17 protein-coding genes are annotated in these 21,527 nt (G+C 43.8%); 11 read left to right on the top strand and 6 right to left on the bottom strand.

Annotated elements, in window-relative coordinates:
- Window position 1: 1 nt before the first annotated feature.
- From IEY48_RS01585 to IEY48_RS01570, 4 genes are read left to right on the top strand one after another with little or no spacing between them, the layout of a single operon-like run.
- The gene (locus IEY48_RS01585; RefSeq protein ID WP_188916568.1) at window positions 2–1,246 is read left to right on the top strand and encodes a lipoprotein-releasing ABC transporter permease subunit; all 1,245 of its coding nucleotides are present in this window, start codon (window positions 2–4) and stop codon (window positions 1,244–1,246) included.
- On the top strand, window positions 1,246–1,953 hold the full coding sequence (gene lolD / locus IEY48_RS01580; protein WP_188916567.1) for a lipoprotein-releasing ABC transporter ATP-binding protein LolD: 708 nt from the start codon (window positions 1,246–1,248) through the stop codon (window positions 1,951–1,953). The genes IEY48_RS01585 and lolD overlap by 1 nt, the downstream gene beginning before the upstream one ends.
- Complete coding sequence (lolE, locus tag IEY48_RS01575) at window positions 1,950–3,191, top strand: lipoprotein-releasing ABC transporter permease subunit LolE (RefSeq protein WP_188916566.1); 1,242 nt, start codon at window positions 1,950–1,952, stop codon at window positions 3,189–3,191. Before lolD ends, lolE begins: the two co-directional genes overlap by 4 nt.
- Window positions 3,192–3,206: 15 nt before the next feature.
- On the top strand, window positions 3,207–3,443 hold the full coding sequence (locus IEY48_RS01570; RefSeq protein WP_188916565.1) for a DUF3624 domain-containing protein: 237 nt from the start codon (window positions 3,207–3,209) through the stop codon (window positions 3,441–3,443).
- A gap of 9 nt (window positions 3,444–3,452) precedes the next feature.
- Here the strand turns inward: IEY48_RS01570 and IEY48_RS01565 are convergent, their stop codons facing one another.
- Entirely contained in the window at window positions 3,453–4,247 is a 795-nt protein-coding gene (locus tag IEY48_RS01565) for a siderophore-interacting protein (RefSeq protein WP_188916564.1), read from the bottom strand.
- A gap of 140 nt (window positions 4,248–4,387) precedes the next feature.
- Between IEY48_RS01565 and IEY48_RS01560 the strand changes: the two genes are divergently transcribed.
- A complete protein-coding gene (locus IEY48_RS01560; RefSeq protein ID WP_188916563.1) occupies window positions 4,388–4,822 on the top strand; it encodes a MarR family winged helix-turn-helix transcriptional regulator in 435 nt (144 codons plus the stop codon).
- A gap of 89 nt (window positions 4,823–4,911) precedes the next feature.
- Here IEY48_RS01560 and IEY48_RS01555 read toward each other — a convergent pair whose 3' ends face one another.
- Window positions 4,912–5,424: a DUF2062 domain-containing protein gene (locus tag IEY48_RS01555; RefSeq protein WP_188916562.1), complete on the bottom strand. Its 513-nt coding sequence runs from the start codon at window positions 5,422–5,424 to the stop codon at window positions 4,912–4,914.
- Between the two features lie 31 nt (window positions 5,425–5,455).
- Between IEY48_RS01555 and IEY48_RS01550 the strand changes: the two genes are divergently transcribed.
- The 5 genes from IEY48_RS01550 (at window position 5,456) to IEY48_RS01530 (ending at window position 11,941) form a co-directional block, all read left to right on the top strand.
- Window positions 5,456–7,924 (top strand): DNA internalization-related competence protein ComEC/Rec2, encoded by a 2,469-nt coding sequence (locus IEY48_RS01550; protein ID WP_308424876.1) that lies wholly within the window; start codon window positions 5,456–5,458, stop codon window positions 7,922–7,924.
- A 37-nt stretch (window positions 7,925–7,961) separates the two neighbouring features.
- Entirely contained in the window at window positions 7,962–9,773 is a 1,812-nt protein-coding gene (msbA, locus tag IEY48_RS01545; protein WP_188916560.1) for a lipid A export permease/ATP-binding protein MsbA, read from the top strand.
- Between the two features lie 10 nt (window positions 9,774–9,783).
- Window positions 9,784–10,791: a tetraacyldisaccharide 4'-kinase gene (gene lpxK, locus IEY48_RS01540; RefSeq protein WP_188916559.1), complete on the top strand. Its 1,008-nt coding sequence runs from the start codon at window positions 9,784–9,786 to the stop codon at window positions 10,789–10,791.
- Window positions 10,781–10,957 carry a Trm112 family protein gene (locus IEY48_RS01535; RefSeq protein ID WP_188916558.1) on the top strand — a complete coding sequence of 59 codons (177 nt, stop codon included), beginning with the start codon at window positions 10,781–10,783 and terminating at the stop codon, window positions 10,955–10,957. The genes lpxK and IEY48_RS01535 overlap by 11 nt, the downstream gene beginning before the upstream one ends.
- 246 nt (window positions 10,958–11,203) lie before the next feature.
- On the top strand, window positions 11,204–11,941 hold the full coding sequence (locus tag IEY48_RS01530) for a phosphotransferase (protein ID WP_188916557.1): 738 nt from the start codon (window positions 11,204–11,206) through the stop codon (window positions 11,939–11,941).
- Window positions 11,942–11,991: 50 nt separating this feature from the next.
- Here the strand turns inward: IEY48_RS01530 and IEY48_RS01525 are convergent, their stop codons facing one another.
- The 4 genes from IEY48_RS01525 to IEY48_RS01510 form a co-directional block, all read right to left on the bottom strand.
- A complete protein-coding gene (locus IEY48_RS01525) occupies window positions 11,992–12,879 on the bottom strand; it encodes an MBL fold metallo-hydrolase (RefSeq protein WP_188916556.1) in 888 nt (295 codons plus the stop codon).
- A gap of 109 nt (window positions 12,880–12,988) precedes the next feature.
- Window positions 12,989–16,051, bottom strand: a complete 3,063-nt coding sequence (locus tag IEY48_RS01520; RefSeq protein ID WP_188916555.1) for an efflux RND transporter permease subunit — start codon at window positions 16,049–16,051, stop codon at window positions 12,989–12,991.
- Window positions 16,048–19,299 carry an efflux RND transporter permease subunit gene (locus IEY48_RS01515; RefSeq protein WP_188916554.1) on the bottom strand — a complete coding sequence of 1,084 codons (3,252 nt, stop codon included), beginning with the start codon at window positions 19,297–19,299 and terminating at the stop codon, window positions 16,048–16,050. Before IEY48_RS01515 ends, IEY48_RS01520 begins: the two co-directional genes overlap by 4 nt.
- A 12-nt stretch (window positions 19,300–19,311) precedes the next feature.
- Complete coding sequence (locus IEY48_RS01510; RefSeq protein ID WP_188916553.1) at window positions 19,312–20,382, bottom strand: efflux RND transporter periplasmic adaptor subunit; 1,071 nt, start codon at window positions 20,380–20,382, stop codon at window positions 19,312–19,314.
- 294 nt (window positions 20,383–20,676) lie between these two features.
- Between IEY48_RS01510 and rhlP the strand changes: the two genes are divergently transcribed.
- Window positions 20,677–21,516, top strand: coding sequence for a rhombotarget lipoprotein (gene rhlP / locus IEY48_RS01505; RefSeq protein ID WP_188916552.1), 840 nt, complete (start codon window positions 20,677–20,679; stop codon window positions 21,514–21,516).
- Window positions 21,517–21,527: the final 11 nt, after the last annotated feature.

Here is a 21,527-nt window from a genome sequence, read left to right as displayed (position 1 = left end):
TATGAATTTCGGATTTTCGTTTTTTATCGGCTACCGTTACTGGCGTGCGCGAAAAGCCAATGCTTTTGCCTCTTTTATTACCTTTTTTGCTGTCTCAGGTATTTTTTTAGGGGTGGCGGCATTAATTGTGGTGAGTTCGGTAATGAATGGTCTTGAAGGTCAGCTTAAAAATCGTATTTTGGGCGCGGTACCGCAACTTACATTAATTAACGAAACCGGTTTTAATGATTGGCAATCGCTCACTCAGCAGGTGTTGACGGACGATGGCTTAAACCAGCATATCCGTGGCGTTGTGCCAACGACGACAACGCAAGCGATGATCCAGTCGAGTAAAAATATCAGCGCAGTACAAGTTTATGGGGTTTACCCTGAGCTTGAGCAAGCCTTATCCAGTATTGCCTCACATACCTATTCAAATGCCTTTGAGCAGCTCATCGCCGCTGATTACAATATTGTGCTCGGGAGCGAACTTGCTCGTAAGCTCGGTGTGAACAGTGGTGACCGAATTCGTTTACTCAGCGGCGATGGTGTTGTGTATTCACCTATGGGGCCGGTGCCGAGCCAGCGTAAGTTTACTGTGGCAGGGGTATTTGAGATGGGCTCGCAAGTTGATGCCAGCGTAGCCTATGTACATTATCAAGATGCGCGTAAGTTAAAGCGTCAAAACAGTCAAGAGATCGATGCGCTGCGGGTGTATTTAACTGACCCATTTAGTGCACCGCAAATCGCCCCAATGATGGTGAATGCCTTTGCTCTGCAAGACGTTGAAATTACAACCAGCGACTGGCGCCAGGAGTATGGCCATTTATTTTCTGCGGTGAAGATGGAAAAGAACATGATGTCGTTAATGCTCAGTTTAATTGTGGCCGTTGCCGCATTTAACATGGTGTCAGCATTAGTGATGATGGTGGTCGATAAAACCACCGATGTTGCGGTATTAAAAACCCAAGGTGTTACTACCTCATCAGTGATGGCGATCTTTGTCGTGCAAGGGTTGCTGAATGCGTTACTGGGTTTGATATTAGGAACCGTGGTGGGCATTGGCTTAACCTTAAATTTAAATAGCATTTTATCTGCGCTTGGCATTGCCATTTTAGGGGCAGGGCAAACCTTGCCGGTCGCATTGTCGGTAACCCAATTGAGTTATATTATTGTTGGCTCGCTATTAATTACCTTACTTGCCACTCTATACCCTGCGCTGTCGGCTGCTAGGGTTCAACCTGCTTCTGCTTTGAGATACGAATAATGAGTCAAACACAAACCGCGTTATTACAAGTTAACCACGTCAGTAAGCAATATCATGACGGTGAAGTGATCACCCATGTGTTATCTGGCGTGGATCTAACGGTTTATAAGGGCGAGCAATTAGCCATTGTCGGAAGCTCTGGCTCAGGTAAAAGTACCTTATTGCACATTATGGGCACCCTAGATACACCGACATCGGGGTCAGTGATATTAGATGGTGAAGATTTATATCAATTGTCTGCTGCTCGCCAAGCTCAGGTGCGTAATCAGGATTTAGGTTTTATTTATCAATTTCATCACTTATTGCCTGAGTTTAGTGCGTTAGAAAACGTGGCGATGCCGGCGTTTATTCAGGGTAAAGATAAAAAACAAACCTTAGCCGATGCGCAAAAACTGCTCGAGCGGGTTGGCTTAGGCCACCGTGTTAATCATATTCCGGCGCAGCTGTCTGGCGGTGAGCGTCAACGTGTGGCGATTGCACGTGCCTTGATTAACAAACCTAAGTTGGTGCTGGCCGATGAGCCTACCGGTAACTTAGATGCCAGCAGTGCCGATAATGTGTATGCGATGATCCGCGAACTGGCACATCAATTTGATACCGCTTTTGTGGTGGTCACCCATGATTACAAATTAGCGGCCAAGATGGATCGCCAATTAACCATGAAAGATGGCGTGTTACAAAGTGTTGATGCAGGACAAACCGAATGAGTAAGTGGTTACCGTTAACCATTGGCTGGCGCTTTTTTCGCGCCAGGCAATCAAATCGCTTTATTGGCTTTATTTCGTTTGCGTCTACAGCGGGCATTGCGCTCGGTGTCGGGGTGTTGATTGTCTTGTTATCGACTATGAATGGCTTTGAAAAAGAGCTGCAACAACGTTTGCTTGGCGTGGCATCTCACGGCGAGCTTGTCGGTGTTAATGAACCTATTGCCGATTGGCAAGCGATTGCCAACAGTGCGCAAAATTTACCGCAAATTACCGGAGTGGCACCGTTTATTCGTTTGCAAGGTTTAGTGCAAAAGCCGGGCGGGTTTCAAGGGTTAATGGTCAGTGGGATTGATATTAACCACGAAGCCGATGTGTCGACCATTAACCAGTATATGTCTGCCAAGGCGTGGCAATCATTGCAGGGCAATCAAAATAACATTGTTTTAGGCCGCAGTTTAATTGAAAAGCTCGAGCTTAAAGTCGGCGATACCGTCGCGATGTTTACCCCTGATGCCAATAATAGCCAATTAACGTCGGCTAAAAGTCATCGGTTTGTGGTGTCGGGTGTATACCATGTGGGCGGCGAAATTGAATCGACTCAGGCATATGTTCCCATTGCTTATTTAGCTGACATATTGGGCTTAGGTACTGGGGTTAGCGGGGTGCGCATACAAGTTGAAAATGTGCTTAATGCGGCTTCAGTTACCCGAGATTTAGGCTTTGCTCAAGAGCAATATTTGTACATTAATGATTGGACTCGATCGCAAGGGCATGTGTATCAAGACATTCAATTGGTGCGACTGGTCATGTACCTTGTATTAGCGCTAGTGATTGCGGTGGCCTGTTTTAATATTGTGTCGACCTTGGTGATGGCGGTGCGCGATAAAGCTTCTGAAATCGCTATTTTAATGACCATGGGCATAAGCCGTGGCGCAATTATGTTGATTTTTATGCTACAAGGGGCGTTAAACGGCATCATGGGCTGCACGATTGGCGGCATTATTGGGGTTGTTTTTGCTTATAACTTAAGTGCCATTGCACAGGGAATAGAGCAGCTATTTGGTTTTCAGTTGTTGGCATCTGATATCTACTTTATCGACTTTTTACCGTCTGAATTACATCGCCAAGATGTGGTCGTTGTGTTGGTAATGGGTTTGGTGATGAGCTTACTCGCCACGATTTATCCGGCCTGGAAAGCAACAAAAATAGCCCCCGCGACAGCATTGGCTGGTCGATAAGGTTACCGGTAGCGAATGGCATGTGAACAATGCTTTGAATCAATATTTAGACAAAAAATTGGCCGATGTAAGCGCTGTATGGTGCAATTAACCGTATTGAGCTTACTCGCTTGGCCAATCTGGTGGCATTATTTTGCAGACCAGCCTAAAACGGTTGAGTCTATCGCACTGCTGTTTTTTGCGATTAGTTTTACTGGCCTGCTTTGTTTGCACTTATTGGTTTGGTGTTATCGTAAGCTTTATCAAAAATGACACCTGCGCTTATAGCGGTTCAAGCTGTTTTTGTTGACCAAAAGTGTCGGCGTCGGTTCCACGTTTCCAATAGCCTGTTGCACTGATTGCCCGCAGAGGCAATTGTTGCTGCTCAAGAAAATACTGCTTAATTGCCCGAACTTGTGAGGCTTCTAAACCGATAAACACCTGTGTGTCTGTGGGCACAGCATCGAGCTGTTTAACTTTATGTTGCAGCCATTTATCTTGCTCGATGTCGGTAATACTGGGTGTTAATATCAACCAGTCGATGTTAAGCAGAGGGTGTGATGCCAACAAGGCTTTTTCTTGCTCACTGTGGGCTATCATAATCACATTGCCAGTCGCCGTTGCGGGTATGCGCTCAATTAAGGCATTAACGGCATTAATTGAGGTTGAGTCGCCCAACAATACATAATGATGGCCATCAAATTGGCTCATTTTTAATGGTCCTGGACCCGCTATGGCCACCTTATCACCTACTTGAACTGTGCTTGCCCAATCCGTTGCAGGTCCGCGATGTTTGTTGATGACAAAATCGAGACTAAGTAGGCCTCGCTCTGCGTCAAAGTCGCGAATGGTATACGAGCGTTTAACCGCTGCATTAGGGCCACTGACTTGAGTATTCAGTTCAATCTCACCTGCTTGAGGGATCAACACTTTCACATAAGCACCTTGTTGATTGGCGGGGAAGTCAGCCAGTTGCTCTCCACCTAATACAATACGGCGTAAATATGGGCTAATATCAGTAATATCACAGATGTGAGTCACTCTTACTGATGGTTTTTTGGTTCTAGGGGAATTCATATAGGCTACCTGTAAAATGATGTTGCACACACGGGCGATTTAGATGATAATGTCTACTATAGTCATTGTGGTTGATTAAGTCAACTATGTTGTGTGTATCCGGTTGTCATAGTCCGCTGAGATTACACTAAGGATGTTTTGTGTCTGAGAATATAAAAGAACCGCTGTTTAATTTATTACACAGTATGAAGCGCTCATTGCGCCAAGCTATTGAGGTCGATGATCTAGGCATAACGCCTCTCCATATGCGCGTACTTAAAATTATCTCTTTTTATAACCAAAAGGTGACGGCTAATGATATTGTGCAGAAAACCCTAATAGACAAAGCACAATTAGCCAGATTAATAAAAGAGCTTATTGGTTTAGGTTATGTGAGCAAACTCGACAATCCAAATGATAAGCGCAGTTATTACTTAGGTATTAGTGGTGAAGGTGAGCAGATAGTTAAGCAGTTGAGCACGGCTGAAAATCGAGTTAACGAAATAATGAAAAGTGGTCTAACAGAACAAGAGATTGCTGATTTTGCGCGATTAGCGAAACAAATGGCGCATAATTTAAATCAGCATAATGAGTAATACCTTTCTTAACGCGGTTTAGATAAGCATCAGATATTAAAAAGGCCACTCACAGTGGCCTTTAACTTTTTGTGACAGAATGCGACGGGTTATTTATCCGCCTTTCTTTGCTGCCATTTAAATAAAATCGAATATCGCCACATACTTTTAATCACCACAAATCCAGCAATGGCAGACACGATACCTAATGCGATGCAGCCCACTAAAAAGGGGGGGCCAATAGTTGATATTGATGCCTCAATCCATGTCCACGTTGCTTCAAAATGAAACGCCTGTGCTTTATGCCCCAAGATCTTAGCGCCGACCATATAAGCGGCATAAAACATAATGGGCATTGTTAGAGGGTTGGTTATCCACACGAGTGCGACTGCAACGGGGAGATTAACATTAAATAAAATAGCTAAACCTGCAGCTAATACCATTTGAAATGGCATAGGAACCCATGCCACAAATAAACCTACCGCAAAGGCGCCAGGTGCAGATTTACGATTTAATGCCCATAAATTGGGCTTATGCAACAAAGTGCCAAACATCCGTAAATACTTGTGATCACGGAGTGTTTCGGGTTTTGGCATAAATCTTTGGATTATTTTTTTTGGCATATTTGTCGATTAATGTCTTAACTCATTCACTATGAATCGATTTATCTATGGCTTTTGTGCCTGTTCTTTATCAGCGATGTTATGGCCTTCGCTGGCACCCCTATGGTGTTTGCCTATCTTGTGCTTACTGGTGTTACTTTGCCTTAAAAAAATCCCGTTTTTAGCTGGCGGTATCTTTGCCGCGTTGTGGATCAGTCTGTTTTTTCAGTGCCTTTATTTACACCAAAACGCCGAAAAACCCGAGCGAATTCAATTTAAGGCGCAGATAGTATCACTTGTTAGCCAAAACAGCGACTGGATAAGTTTTGATGTGCGAGTTTTACCCACAGCCCCATATTCATCTTATTTTGAAGCGATGGCCTTATCTAATGTGCAGCGATATTACCGATTAACCTGGCAAAAGCCAGCGAAAATTGAGCCTGGGCAGATTTGGCAATTTAATGCCCGATTGAAAGGCATCAGCAGCATTCAAAACCAAGGTGGTTTTAATCAACAAAAGTCCTTTATCAGTCAGCATATTATCGCAAAAGGGCGAGTTAAACAGGCTGAGTTAATCAACAGCTCAACCTCAATAAGACAAGCGATTATTGATATTACAGCGCCTATTTTAGCCAGGTTTAGTGAAGGTGATATTTTACGCGCATTGATTTTTGGCGATAAAAGTCAATTAAGCGAACAACGTTGGCAGCAACTTCGACAAACTGGTGCAGGGCATTTGGTGGCCATTTCGGGATTGCATCTCTCGGTGGTATTTGGCTTGTTTTATAGTCTGTTAATGTTGTTGTCACGCTTGTTTGTTGCCACTCAGCATCGGGGGTATGGCATCGCCATAATGCTTATTGCGGCAATGATTACCCTTGGCTACGGTTATTTATCTGGCTTTGCCGTCGCAACGCAGCGTGCGCTGTTAATGATGCTGTTATTAGTCATCTTTACTGTGGTAAAGCAATATAACAATAGCTGGGACCGTTTACTGTATGCATTATGTATGGTGTTATTGCTTGATCCTTTTGCCATGTTAAGCGCTGGCTTTTGGTTATCATTTTTAGCTTTAACGATTATTTTGCTGGCCGTTAAACCTGAGCGTCTTAACGTCGAACCTAACTTGACTCATTTACACGATAAGGCGCAACCCGTTTTAGTACGTGCAAAGACCAAACTCAACCGTTTTTATCATCAAACTGTGCTTGGCCTTAAAGTCTTGTGGTCTATTCAGTGGCGTTTAGCTATTGGCTTAGGGTTATTGCAGGCCGTGTTGTTTGGCACCATGACACCGCACAGTATTTGGCTCAATTTATTGTTTGTACCTTGGTTTAGTGTCGTGGCTATCCCTGTGGTGATGTTAAGTTTTTGCCTATGGTTAGGCACGTTTGTGCTTATGCAATTATTGGCTTTGTCGCCTTCGGTGATTAATGAGAGTGGCGAAAACATATTTTACATAGCTAATCTCAGCCTCGAACCATTTGTGTGGTTGTTATCGTTAAGTGACTATTTGCCATATAGTCTGGTTAAGGTCACCGAGCAATGGCTAATGGCTTTGCTGTTTTTATGCATTGCACTTGGTTTGCTGCATTATCGACGTTATAGCAGTCGTTATCGTTCTTGGGTATGGTATGGCGTTGCGGTATTACTGTGTCTGCCCATTGTGTTACAAACTTACGCGGCTAGTTGGCAAGAAGGGCATGTTAGTCATCAGCCTAACACCGCGCCACAATGGCAAATGCATGTGCTTGATGTCGCTCAGGGCATGGCGGTAGTTCTGCAACACGGTCAACATGGATTGATTTATGATACAGGTGCGGCATATGGTGACTTTAGCTATGCTGCTCGCGCTATAGTGCCGTTTATTGCGGCCAAAGGGATCACCAGTATTGACTATATTGTGGTGAGTCATGCTGATAACGATCATGTTGGTGGCTTATCGCTGTTATCTAAAACCTATCCTAACAGTCACATTATTGCTGATTTTAACGTTGAACCTTACGCCAAGCGCCCAGCCTATCAAACATGTCGTGGCAAGCTTTGGTGGCAAGGTATTGAATTACAATTTTTAGACGATACCCTGCACAGCGATAATGACAATGATCAATCTTGTGTCTTGCGCTTAGATGATGGCAAGACTGCCGTGCTATTGACTGGCGATATTGAAGCGCCACGTGAACAAGCATTGCTTAACGCCGATTTAACGCTAGCTGCAGAAGTATTATTGGTGCCTCACCATGGAAGCCGAACATCGTCTACTCCCGCTTTTATTGAAGCGGTTCAGCCTCAAGTCGCAATCGCCACCGCGGGTTTTGCCAATCAGTATGGTTTCCCTAAAGAAGATGTCATGGCACGATATCAAGACCTCGGGATAGTAACCCTACATACCGGACATCAAGGGCAAATAAGCCTCAGCTTTACAGAAAAAGGCTACAAAATAGCCACTTACCGCCATCATTTAGCGCCATTTTGGTACAATCAATTGTTTAAATTTGGTGAGAGACTTAAAGCAGAGTAGAATACGCCTCATGTTTGCTAGTTAAGTATTGGATTCAATGTCAGCATCAACTTCTAATGATAAGAATGAAATCTGGGTCGTTTTTAAACGTCTGATGACCTATGTAGTCCCTATGAAAACCAAGTTTATAATGGCCGTTCTTGCCTTATTGACTTATGGTGCCGTAGACGCTGCTTTTATTGCCTTTATTAAGCCGTTTATTGATGAGGGCTTTAGCCAAACGCCTTCGGTTGTCGCTGGTGTCGACGTGCCGACTCACGGTGGTTTTAATGCCGACAACAATATTATGTTTATGGCCCCAATCGTGGTCATTTTAATGTTCAGCCTTCGTGGTGTCGCTAACTTTGTGTCTACTTATTGTGTGTCTTTTATTAGTGCGCAATTAATTATGGACATGCGTCAGCAAGTGTTTGAGCATTATTTACGCTTACCAGTCAGTTATATTGACCGTGAAAACAGCGGTAACTTGATCTCACGGGTGACCTTTGACACAGAGCAAATCGCCCGAGCATCTGGCAGTGCGTTAATTTCAATTGTGCGCGACAGTATGACCGCGATAGGCATGTTAGCCATCATGTTCTATTACTCGTGGCAGTTGTCATTGTGTATTTTGGTGATTGGTCCACTCATTGGGATTGTGATCAGTGTCGTCAGTCGTCGTTTTCGTAAAGTTTCTAAGCAAATTCAGTCAGCTATGGGTGGGGTAACCGCGACTACTGAACAAATGATTAAAGGTCATAAAAACGTATTAGTGTTTGGTGGACAAGAAACCGAGCTTGAGCGTTTTTATAAAGTTAACGATCGTAATCGTTATCAAAATATGAAGTTAGCTGTAGCTCAATCTGTGAGCCAGCCACTGATTATGGTGATTGGTTCATTTGCGCTGGCATTTGTATTGTATGCCGCCACATGGGACAGCATGAAAACCGATTTAACAGCAGGGACTTTTGCCGCTATTTTGGGCGCGATGCTTGCCATGTTACAACCCATTAAAAACTTAACCCGTGTTAATGCTGAGTTTCAGCGTGGTATTGCGGCATGTACAACGGTATTTGAATTACTCGATACTGCACCAGAGTCAGATAACGGTACATTTACTGTCGAGCGCGTACAAGGCAAACTGCGTTTTGATAACGTGACTTTCTCATATCCAGAGCAAGATAAAGCCGCACTTAATGGCATTGATTTTGAAGTTAAGCCGGGCAAAACCGTGGCTTTAGTGGGACGTTCTGGTTCGGGTAAATCAACCATTGCCAGTTTGATTACCCGTTTTTATGGTGGCTTGAGCCAAGGCGATATCACCCTTGATGACACCAGTATTTATGACTATCAGCTTAAATCATTGCGTAATCAGGTGGCGTTAGTGTCGCAACAAGTGACGTTGTTTAACGACACCATTGCCAATAACATCGCCTATGCATATCCAGGTGAAGTGACCCGCGAACAAATTGTTAAGGCAGCAGAGCTTGCTTATGCAATGGAGTTTATTAATACCTTACCCGAAGGCTTAGAAACTCAAGTCGGCGAAAACGGCGTATTACTTTCAGGCGGTCAGCGCCAGCGTATTGCCATTGCAAGGGCCATGCTTCGTGATGCGCCTGTGCTCATTTTAGATGAAGCAACCTCTGCGTTAGATACTGAGTCTGAAAAAGCCATCCAAAAAGGCTTAGACAATTTACGTCATAACCGCACCTCAATTGTGATTGCTCACCGTTTATCAACCATTGAAAGCGCCGATGAAATTTTGGTTATTGACCAAGGGCAAATTGTTGAGCGCGGTAATCACAGTGACTTGATTGCTCAAGCGGGCATTTACGCCAATTTATATAAGATGCAGTTTAGCCAATAAGGCGAGGGTTATGCAGCAACTCATCCATCGCATTTGGTATCAAAACCATTGGGCTAAATGGCTATTATTGCCGCTGTCTTGGTTATTTTCATTGATATCAGCCACACGGCGAATGTTGTTTCGTTTCAATATTAAATCTGCCAACCGTTTGCCTGTGCCTGTTATTGTGGTGGGTAATATCACTGCTGGTGGCAGTGGTAAAACCCCAACGGTTATTTACCTCATCGAACTGCTTCGTCAGCAGGGGTATCGACCAGGAGTGATAAGTCGCGGCTATGGCGTAGATATTCAAGGGTGTTTAGTGGTTAATAGCGGCGCTAAAGCCTGTGCAGTTGGTGATGAGCCGGCAATGATTGTGGCGCGCACGCAAGTGCCTATGGTGGTTGGCGCTAAGCGAGTTGATGCGGCGAACTTACTGTTGGCCAATTATGATGTAGACGTGATTATTTGCGATGACGGCTTACAACATTATGCATTAGCACGAGATATTGAAATTGCGTTAGTGGATGGCGACCGACGTTATGGTAATCAATGGTTAATCCCCGCAGGCCCATTACGAGAAGGGCTTTGGCGGCTTAATAGTGTCGACTTTGTGATTAATAACGGTGGTCCAGCACATGTCAATGAAGTGCTGATGAGTTTAACGCCTGCACCGCTAACCCAGGTTGACAATACATTGGCTGAACAGTTTGACCCACAACAGCCTGTAGTTGCTATGGCTGCCATTGGTAATCCGCAACGTTTTTTTAATACTCTTAGCCAATTAGGCTATAAAATAGCGAACGAAGTTGAGTTTACCGACCACCAGGCATTTGAACCTGCACAGTTACAAGTATTATCTAAAGTACACCCATTAGTGATGACTGAAAAAGATGCGGTTAAATGTCGCGATTTTGCTCAAAGTCACTGGTGGTATTTACCGGTAAATGCGAAGCTTACCCCAGAATTTGATCAAGCATTTTTGAGCCAACTACAGTCTGTGGCTCAAACAAAAAAAGGATTGTCTCATGGCATTTGATAAAAAATTACTCGAAATTGTGGCTTGCCCTGTATGTAAAGGTAAGTTGGAATATGACAAAGAAGCGCAACAGTTAATTTGTAAATTTGATAAATTAGCGTATCCAATTACGGAAGGTATTCCGGTGCTATTAGAAAATCGTGCCACGCCTTGGGTTGCTGAGTAACCCGTAACCTAGCGATATGCTGATAAACATAAAACGTCCTTTGGGCGTTTTTTTATGCCTAATTGTAAAATCAAACCTCGAGTGTTATGGGTTTTTTCAGATTGTTAACAAGCTATCTCTTTGTTGCAAATAAAACGCTAAAAATATATGTAATAACAACTAAAGTCATGAGTTTATTTGAAATTATTGATAGCGAGGAAGATAATTTCATTATCAGTAATACAGGTCTTTTGACTAGGTTGTCTTATGGCTGACAATGATGATTTTCAAAAATTAGTTGCCCAAGTGATAGATGAGCACCGTGGAGAGCGGGTGGTCGCATTTGAATATTTAGGTAAACGCTACTGGCTTAAACAAGTTGAGAAACTTAGCGGCACTATGCGTTTGTTAAAGCAGAATTCTACAGATGCTTTGCATAAAGAAATTAAGGTGTTAACCCAGTTGGCTAAGCAAGGTGCACCAGTGCCTGCGTTGGTTGGCGCGGGTAAGGACTACATGGTGGTAGAAGATGCCGGCGCAACGATAAAGGACTTACTATTACACTGTCCTGAAGCTCATTGGCCACAAATCCTTAAAGATGCAGCCATAGCATTAGCTACTTTACATACCATGCAATTAGCACATGGCCGACCCGCATTACGCGATATTAGTTGGTGTCAGGGGGAGGTTAAGTTTATAGATTTGGAAGCCCATCAGCAGGGTAAATCTATTGTGTCGCAGCAGGTGCGAGACTTATTGGTGTTTATTCATAGTTTGTATCGCTATATCGGCCCACGAAATACCTTAATTACCCAAGCTATCAATGCTTACCGTGCGGCTGGAGGCGAGTTTGTATGGCAAAAAGCAAAACAGTTTTTAGTTTCCTGGCAGTGGCTATTCTATTTTGCACGACCATTTAAAGATATGGGGGGCAGAGACATAAAGCCGGTATACTGGGTGTTGTGGCATTTCAGGTATGCCGATAATAATGCCGTAATAGCCTGATAAACGATAAAAAGCTTGCAAGTCTGCAAGCTTTTTATAACGGTTAACGATTAGGGTAAGTTTTTAGGCTGTAAATCTTGATAAAGAGTGTCTATCCATTTCTCTGCCGAAATAAACTGCCATCCCCAATCTTGATATTCTTGTGGTACACCTTGTTGTTTGATTTTAGCCAGGTCATGACCCATTTCGATTTCACCGCGCATCCAATTAATGCTGTCGTCCAGCATATGTTTAAATTTTAATAACTCGTTGCGAGTGGCGAGTTCTCCATGGCCGGGGATCACCTGAGTGTTGTTGTCGAGTTTGTCTAATATGGCACTGACATTGTCGCGATAACCCATCACCGAACCGCCACCATTTAAGTCTATGTATGGGAAGCGGTCTTTAAAATACAAATCACCCATGTGGACAATATTGGCTTTTTGCCATATCACCACACTGTCGCCGTCGGTATGACCAGGGCCTAAGTGGATAATCTCAAGAGTATCTTGGTTAAAATGGATGGAAATATTTTCAGCGTAGGTAATCACCGGCAGCGCTGATTTGGGTGTTTTACTGTCTTCACTTAAGCGTTTTAGTACATTGTGATGGGCGAGGATGGTGCCGGTCTTACCAAAATGGGCATTACCGCCAGTATGATCACCATGATAGTGAGTATTGACAATATACTTAGGGTTGCCTGCTTGAATGTCATTTAACGATGCTGAAATTTTTGCGGCTAATGGGGCAAATTGATCGTCAATAATCAATAAGCCGTCACTGCCTGCTGATACGCCAATATTGCCGCCAGCCCCCATGAACATATAGGTGTTGTCAGCGAGCTTTTTTGAGGTGATTTTGACATCGCTCATGCTGTTATCGGCCATAAGATTGCCACTGAATGTCAATATGGCCAATGTGCTGAGCCGAATCAATTGAGTTTGAAATCTCTGTTTCATGTCTGTCCCTTTATTTATACTGTTTTACCTGCGATAAACTACCGTTTAATACTGATACTTAGGCTTGTTTGATCACTTGTAGGTTACAAACTTGTTATTAATATCGTTGTTAAGTCCAAGGTAGCAGCTTTTGAGCAAAATTGTTGGCTAAACCTAAGCGAATGGCTGCCTTATGTCGTATTAAATATAGCGCCTGATAACACAATGGCACTAAATACAAACTGGTTACAGTTGAGAAGATAAGTCCACCAATAATGGCAATGGCCATGGGGGAGTATGGTGGGCCACCGCCGCCAATTTGAGTGTCGCCCATGGCCAGTGGCACTAAGCCCAGTACCGTAGTGGCCACTGTCATTAATACCGGACGCAAGCGAGTAATACACACATCACTAATGGTTTCGCTCAGTTTGTCTAAATCCGGTGTCATTTGATTAATTTGATCCACTAAAACAATGCCGTTATTCACCACAATGCCCATTAAAATTAATATACCAATCATGGCCATCACCGACATAGGAGTGCCTGTCAGCCATAGGGCCCAAAATACCCCTGTGATGGAAAACATTATCGAGGTGATAATGGCGGTGGGTAGCAATAATGATTCAAATAAGGCCGCCATCACGATATAAATCATTGCGATAGCTAAAATCATGTTCACTGCCATGATGGACTGATCTTCATCTTGACGTTCAAAGCCACCACGAAGCGAATAACCATAACCGTAAGGAAAGTTGATTGAGTCCATGACTTGGGTGATTTTCTCTTGTGCTTCTTCTGTAGTGAAGTCATCAAGGTTTGCGCCAATTGATAAAGCAGTTTGGCGGTTAAAGTGTCTAATGGTGTCAAAGCGAGGCACTATGGTGGCTTCGGCTAAACTGTCGAGTGTATAAACTCTATCACCCTGGCGAATAATTGGCAGTTGCTTAAGTTTTTCAAGCGAATTTTGCCAACTTTTATCATACGCCAACTCGATACGAAGCTCGCCACTGGGGTCATGCCTAAACGAGCGTAAAGGTGAACCGCGAAGAGCAATTGCAATGTTTGACGCTATATCGCTTAAGGTCAGATCAAGTCTTGCAGCCATTTCACGGTCAATCACTACAACCACTTCCTGCTGGGCACCATTAACTTCAGACCGCACATCCACAAGGCCATCAATATTACTTAGCAATGGCACGACTTGTTCGCTGAGACGTATAAGTTCAGAGGTTGAGCGGCCAGTTAATGTCACTCGGATACCATTATTGTCATTGCCCCAACCAAATTGTGGCGTGGCGATTGAAAACTTAGGAAACCCTTCACGGATCATCTTTTTCAATTCGCCCATTTCAATAGGGATATCCTTTTGCAGCAAAATGGTTGATTGTGCATCTTGGGGTGCGTAATAACTGTATACAGCGTCGATATAAAAAGCATCTTTGTTGCTGTATAAGTAGTCTTCCATGCGATTAATCAACGCTTCGGTGACGGCCAGGTTATGCCGACCTTCAAGTTGATAATTAATGTACAACCGCTCATTACCTTCACCATCGCCCTGGTCTTGTTGCACTAAGCTTAATGGCAGTGCTGTTGAGACTAATAGTGCTATGGCTATCACGCCAGAACGTTTTGGCCGAGCTAAAATCCAGCGTAAACTGCGTTGATAAAATAGTGCTAAACGATTGTTGTCATTAACCGGCTTTACTTCAAAGTGAAACCGGTTAAGCATGAGTGGAATGAGGGTTTTCGCCACTAATAATGACGCGGCGAGTGATACACAAATCGCGACGGCAACGTGCTCTAAAAAGATGGTGAGCTGGACTTTTACACCAAAAATATTGGGTAAAAACACGATGGCTGTAGTTAGTGTGCCGGCCAATACCGCCAGTGAGACTTTTTCGACTCCTGTTAATACCGCTTGCTGATTGGCTTTGATTTGGCAGGTGTCGTCAATATTTGCGGCTTGTTTTTGTTGCAGCACACTTTCGGTAACCACCACGGCATTATCAATCAACATACCGACGGCTAACAATAACCCCATCATGGATAAAATATTTAAGCTGTAGCCTAAAAAGTACATCCCGGCCAGAGTCATACATAATGAAATCGGCACCGATGACACCACGACTAAGGTCATTTTGAGATTGCGTAAAAACAAATACAACACCCCAAATGACAATACTGCGCCCATTAAACCCGCGAGAAGTAAGTCTTTTAACGATGATTTAACCCCAAAGGCTTGGTCTTCCATGATAAACAGCTTAATGCCATTAAACTGCTGATCTTGCTTAACCTGCTCGATAACCTTAAGCACCCGGTCAGACACTTCAACTAAGTTAGCGCCAGATTCTTTAAATACATCAATGCCCACGGCGTATTTTTGATCTAAGTGTCGGCCTTCTTCTTTTTCGGGCAACGCGTAACTCACCGACGCGATGTCTTGTAACTGGATCCCTGGGACAATTACCAGCGTATTGATGTCGTCGAGACTGGTAAATTCTCCCTTGGGTGTCACTTGGTACACTTGTGAGTGAGTGCGAATCGTACCGGCACTAATTACGAAGTTTTCGGTTAACAAGCGAGTGCGTAAATCAAGGCTATTAAGCCCTGATGATGCTAATTTATCGGCATCTAGGCGAATTTCAATTTGCTTTTGTTCCACGCCATATAGGGTGACTTTTGAGACGCCTTCGACACGCTCGAGTGGTTTACGTAATTGCTTGTCGAGTAAGTCAAAAGCGTTTGATAGTTCACGTTCACTCGAAATCCGAATCGTCAGCACAGGCATATCGGCAGTCGAAAACTGTTGAATAATGACGCGTTCGACATCTTTTGGCAGTAGGTGCCTCACAGAGTCTATTTTTTCACGTGCTTCTAGACTTTTGGTGGCAACTTCTTGGCCCCATTTCATGTTTAGTTGAATAAACGCGCCGTCTTGGGTTGAATCAGAACGCACTTCTTCAATGCCGCTCATGGTCGCCAATGACTCCTCGAGCACTTTGGTGATGTCGCGTTCAACTTCGGCAGGGCTTGAACCTTTGTATGGTACATTGACGACAATTTGCGGAATATCAATGCCCGGAAACATCTCTAGTGGCAGCATGCGGCTCGCAGCCATGCCAAATAACATGATGGCTAAGAAAAACATGCTGGTGGTGACCGGACGCTTTATTGCCAGTTGGGTGATATTCATGCTGGTGTCTCCGCAGTGTTTATCTCAACATCTTTGGCATCAAATTGTTTGCGATCAAAGAGGGCATATAGCGCAGGGATCACCAATAATGTCAGTAGAGTCGACATACACAGACCAAATATTACCGTAATGGCCATTGGCGCGCGTACTTCGCTGCCATCACCCATGCCAATTGCCATGGGTAATAAGCCCAAGGTGGTGGTTAAGGTTGTCATCATGATGGGGCGAAGCCGTGATTGCGCTGCGTCATTAATAGCGCTCAGTTTTTCCTGGCCTTGTTGGCGTAGCTGATTAATTCTATCAACCAATACAATGGCATTGTTCACCACAATTCCTGCCAACATAATCAAGCCAATAAACACCACCACACTAATGTGAGTGCCAGTGATAAATAACCCAACAATACTGCCAGCAACTGCCATAGGTACAGCGATAAGAATTAATAGCGGATGCAGTAACGATTCAAATTGACTGGCCATCACTAAGTAAACTAAAAATATAGCCAACACTAAAGCAATTTTAAGCGAGTCGAATGAGTGCTCCATTTCTTCATTTTGCCCGCCAAATCGGGCTTGTATTGAACTTGGTAATTGTTGCTTGGACAGTATTTGCTGTGCTTCAAGTACTGCTTCAGTTAAATCACCATAGGCTAAGTTTGATGACACAATGGCCACACGTTGTTGGCTAATACGGTTAATGGCAGAGGGGCCAATTTGCAGGTCCACTGCAGCAATTGCGCTTAATGGGATTGGTTGGTTGCTGTTAGGATTAATAATTAATGATTCTATGTCGCTGATTTGATCGCGCTCGGCTTGTTCGCTACGCACAAGAATATCCACTTTACGGTCACGTACTGTAAATTGGCTGGCAATGGTGCCGCCGACGCGCTGAGCAATACGATTCGCTACCGTTGGCGCATCCATGCCAAGGGCTGCTAAGCGTGCATGGTCGAAGCGAATACTGATTTCAGGTTGACCATCACGCAGTGTGGTGTTGACGTCGCTAAATCGATCATTCTCTCCTAAGGCTTTAACCAGTTGGTCAGCGCTTTGTTTGAGTAACGTTAAGTCATAGCCTGATAGCTCAATTTCTAACGGGGTTTTAAAACTAAACAGTTCAGGGTGTTCTATTTGCGCTTCAAGCTCAGGGATGTTGCGCGCGGTCTGTCTGAGTACCTGGCTGACGGCATTAAAGGCGAAATGATCGGCCAATACCACTTGTAAACGGCCCCAATTTTCACCGCCCCGAGCAGTATCGGATGTCATTAAGCCGCCGCTACCCGCTTGGCTGTAGGCGTGTTTTACATCTTCACGGTCTTTAATTGATAAGGCTAATTGTTGTAACACCGCATCTGTCTCACTGACTTCGGTGCCAGGCGGTAATAATATTTCGACATAAAATTCACCTTGGTTCATGGGGGGGATAAGCTCCATTCCGAGTTTAGGTAATAAGCTACTCGAGGCTAATGTCACCATCAACGCGATAATGAGAGTGAACACCTGATGACGTAATGCATGGCGCAGTATGCGGTAATACAATGCTTCTATACGTCGATAAACCCAATTAAAGCTCGCGCAAATGGGGGTGAGTAAAAAGCCAAGTACACTGCTGACAAAGCGGCTGATGACGATCATGGCAGTGAGTAATCCTGCGGGTAAGTAGCTGAACAAGAGTGCCAATGGAAACTTAACAACCGCCAATAGGTAATATCCAATTTTGCCTCTAACGCTAGTGGGTTTGGCAACTTTTGGCGTGTCGACCGGCTTAGGCAAGCTAGTAAAGCCTTGTCGAGAAGCCAGCATTGGAATTGCCGTTAACGCGACAAATAATGAAGCGAGTAGTGCAAAGGTCACGGTTAACGCCTGGTCTGCAAACAAGGCTCCGGCAATACCGTCAACAAACACTAAGGGCAAAAACACCGCTAATGTGGTTAAGGTTGAGGCAAAAATAGCGCCAGCAACTTCTTTACAGCCAGTCACAGCAGCATCAATCTTATTCATTCCAGCCGATTTATAGCGGTCAATATTCTCCAGTACCACAATGGCGTTATCGACCAATAAACCGATAGCCAGTGCAATACCGCCAAGTGACATAATGTTTAAGCTGATATCAGCAAAGTACATCATATTGAACGTGGCAATGACCGAGAAGGGGATTGATATAGAAATAATCAACGTGGCAATAATATCGCGTAAAAACAGATATATCACCAGCATGGCTAATAAGCTCCCAAACAGGGCTGCTGAGGTCACTTCATTGACGGCACTTTCAATAAACTCAGATTGATCGTAAATGACGTTAAGTTGATTTTTATTGTCAGCTTGATTGATATTAGCCAGCTCAGCATGAAGCTTTTTTGCGACCGCAACCGTATTGGCATCGCCTTCTTTATAAATGGCTAACTCAATAGACTCCATTTCACCTATTCGAGTGATGTCGCTGCGTTCTTTATAGGCGTCTGATATGACCGCAATGTCAGACAGTCTTACCAGGGTTTGCTCATTTCGATAAACAATGACCTGGCCAAGCTCTTCGAGTGAGTTGAATTGATTTAAGGTTCTGACGAGGTATTCTTTGTCACCTTGCACAACTTTACCGGCAGATAAATTGATGTTTTCTTCATTAATGCGGCGTTTAATTTGGTCTGCGTTAAGGTTTAATTGACTGAGTTTTTGCTGATTAAGCTCAATATGCACTTCTTGCTCGAGCCCACCTGATAATCTAACGGCTGCCACACCCGACAATGCTTCAAGGCGACGCTTAAGTTCTTCATCTGCAAAGGTACGCATTTGTTTAAGTTGTTCAGCATTGGCGTTGGGCACTGAAAATGCTAAACGCATTATGGGATCAAGATTAGGGTTAAAGCGCAATAACAGCGGTTTATTAATGTCTAACGGCAACTCAATGGTGTCGATTTTTTCGCGCACCTCTAGGCTTGCCATGTCCATATTGGTGCCCCATTCAAACTCGAGTACCACATCAGACATACCAGAGCGCGAGATAGAACTAATTTTGCGTAGGCCTTTTACCACTCCAACCGCTTCTTCTATAGGTTTTGACACCAGTTGTTCAATCTCAACCGGGGCTGCGCCATCGTATGCGGTGCGAATGGTCACGCTGGGGTAACTTAAGTCTGGCAACAGTTTGACGGCAAGGCGTGAAAATCCAACCATGCCAAATAGCATTACGGCAAGCATGAACATCCACACAGTGACCGGACGCTTAACTGAGGTCTTTATCATTGACATGATCTTGCTCCGTTATCGAATGGCTGCAAAGCTAAGCGGGGTAATAATTTCTACCAGAGATTGGTCTTTGAGGTTTTGTTGGCCGCGGATAACAATTTGTTCGCCTGCGCTAACACCCGATAAAATCTCTACTGTGTTGTTTTCACGATAACCCAGGCTGACTTCACGTCGCTCGGCTATGGTGTCGTTAATGACATACAGCGCTTGAGTATTGTCCTGGTTTATCAGGGCATTGTAAGGCACGGTGAGTACATTTTGATGGGTGTCGTATTTAAGCTCGACGCGAGTAAACATGCCCGCTTTTAAGGCCGCATCCTGATTTGGAACTGCTAATGTCACTTTAAATGTGCCACTTTGTGCATCAACAATCGGACTAATCCGCAGTACTTTTGCGTCGATTGCCGCTGTGTGGTTGGATTGTTGTTGAATAATACTGGCGTGTTGGCCAATGCGTAAGCTGGCTAATTGTTGCTCTGGTAGATGTAAAATCCCATGGAGTTGATCTTGATTGACCACATAAAACAGCTCTTGAAACTCTTTAGCCATATTGCCTAGTTTGATATGACGTGCAGCAATGACTCCGTCAATGGGTGAGGTGATTTGGCTTTCTTTGACTTGCAGTTCGGCGAGATCGCGTTGTGCTTTTGCAGCTTGTAGATTAAATTCGAGTTTAGCCATGGCATCTTGGCTAATAAATTCTTTATTGCTCATTTTATTTAAACGGTTTAGCTCTTGTTCAATGATTTGCACTTCGGCTTCTGAGCGATTGAAATCGTAACGTTGGCGTTTAGCATCAATCACTGCAAGCACTTGTCCTTTAGTGACTCTATCGCCTTCTTCAACATTGATTAATTCAACGATTCCGGCAATTCGGCTCATCACATGTGACTCTTCTGGCGCTTCGAGTGTCGCGGTTGTGCTGTAAAATGACGACACATTACCCGTCTCAACCAGCGCTGTTTCAACTGGGATTGCAAACTTTTCTTCTTCTTTTACTTGCTCAGTCTCACCACTGCATGCACTCAATGCTGCAATGCAAAGAAACGGGATTGCCAATTTTTTCATGCTGTTGAACCTATCCATGGGGTACCTGCCAGTGTTATATTTTTGAAGTCAATGACGGTAATGTATGCAGCTTTGCATAAATTGAAAATCGTCACGTTATCATCTCTAATCAATGTTAATGAGTAACTAGTAAGCACTTAGCGTGCCAAGTATTAAAGTGGCATAATAACAATGGTTTAGGTAACTTTTTTAACAAAGTTAGCTAAATTGACAATGTTAAAATAGTTAAAACAATTAACTATTAGTGAAATTGGTTAATGCATAGATGGCGGCAAATGTGACGTCATAAATGAATTTAATAAGGAAATAATAATGAGAACAACATGGTTAGTTGTCGTGGCATCAGTGTTGATACTGACATCGTGCAGTTCACTCGTGAGTCAGCAAACGGGCAAACAGTCAGTTTCAAGTAGTTTAATGAATTTTCTCTATCCTGAAAAAACAGATAAAGCCGCCCACAGTCCTGAAATACCGGTGTTAAGCTTACCTGTTAACGTTGGGATTGCTTTTGTTCCGTCAAGCGGTTGGAAAGGTGATGCGATACATAATAAGGATCAGTATGAGTTGCTCGAAAAAGTCAAAGCATCGTTTGTGCAATACGATTATATTGACCGAATTGAAGTGATTCCCAGCACCTATCTGGCTGGCGGGGAAGGCTTTAGTACATTAGAACAAGTAGGGCGCTTATACGATGTCGATGTGATGGCGTTAGTGTCATACGATCAAGTGACTCAGTCGGTCGAAAATAATGCCGCTTTACTTTATTGGACGATTGTTGGGATGTACGTGATCCCTGGTAATGAAAACACGGTGCAAACTTTTGTTGATACTGCGGTATTTGATATTAAAAGTCGCAAAATGTTATTTAGAGCCCCAGGAATAAGTAAGCTCGAAAAGCGCACGACTGCTGTCGGTATAGACGAAACATTGTCTGAAAAGTCGATGGAAGGATTTAATATCGCCGTGACGGATATGAGTCAGAACTTAGATGATGAATTAGCGCGTTTTAAAATAAGGGTAAAAGAAGAAAAAATTGCTAAGGTCGAGCACAAAACTAATTACAGCGGTGGGGCGATTGAACCTTTACTGCTGTTTTTAATGTGCCTAATGACATTAATAGCGACATGTAACAGACAGCGTAAACTCAATTAAAGCGGTCGATA

This window comes from Shewanella saliphila (assembly GCF_014648295.1).
GTDB lineage: Bacteria > Pseudomonadota > Gammaproteobacteria > Enterobacterales > Shewanellaceae > Shewanella > Shewanella saliphila.
Note: the sequence above shows the minus strand (reverse complement) of the source record. Positions and strands in the feature narration are given on the sequence as shown.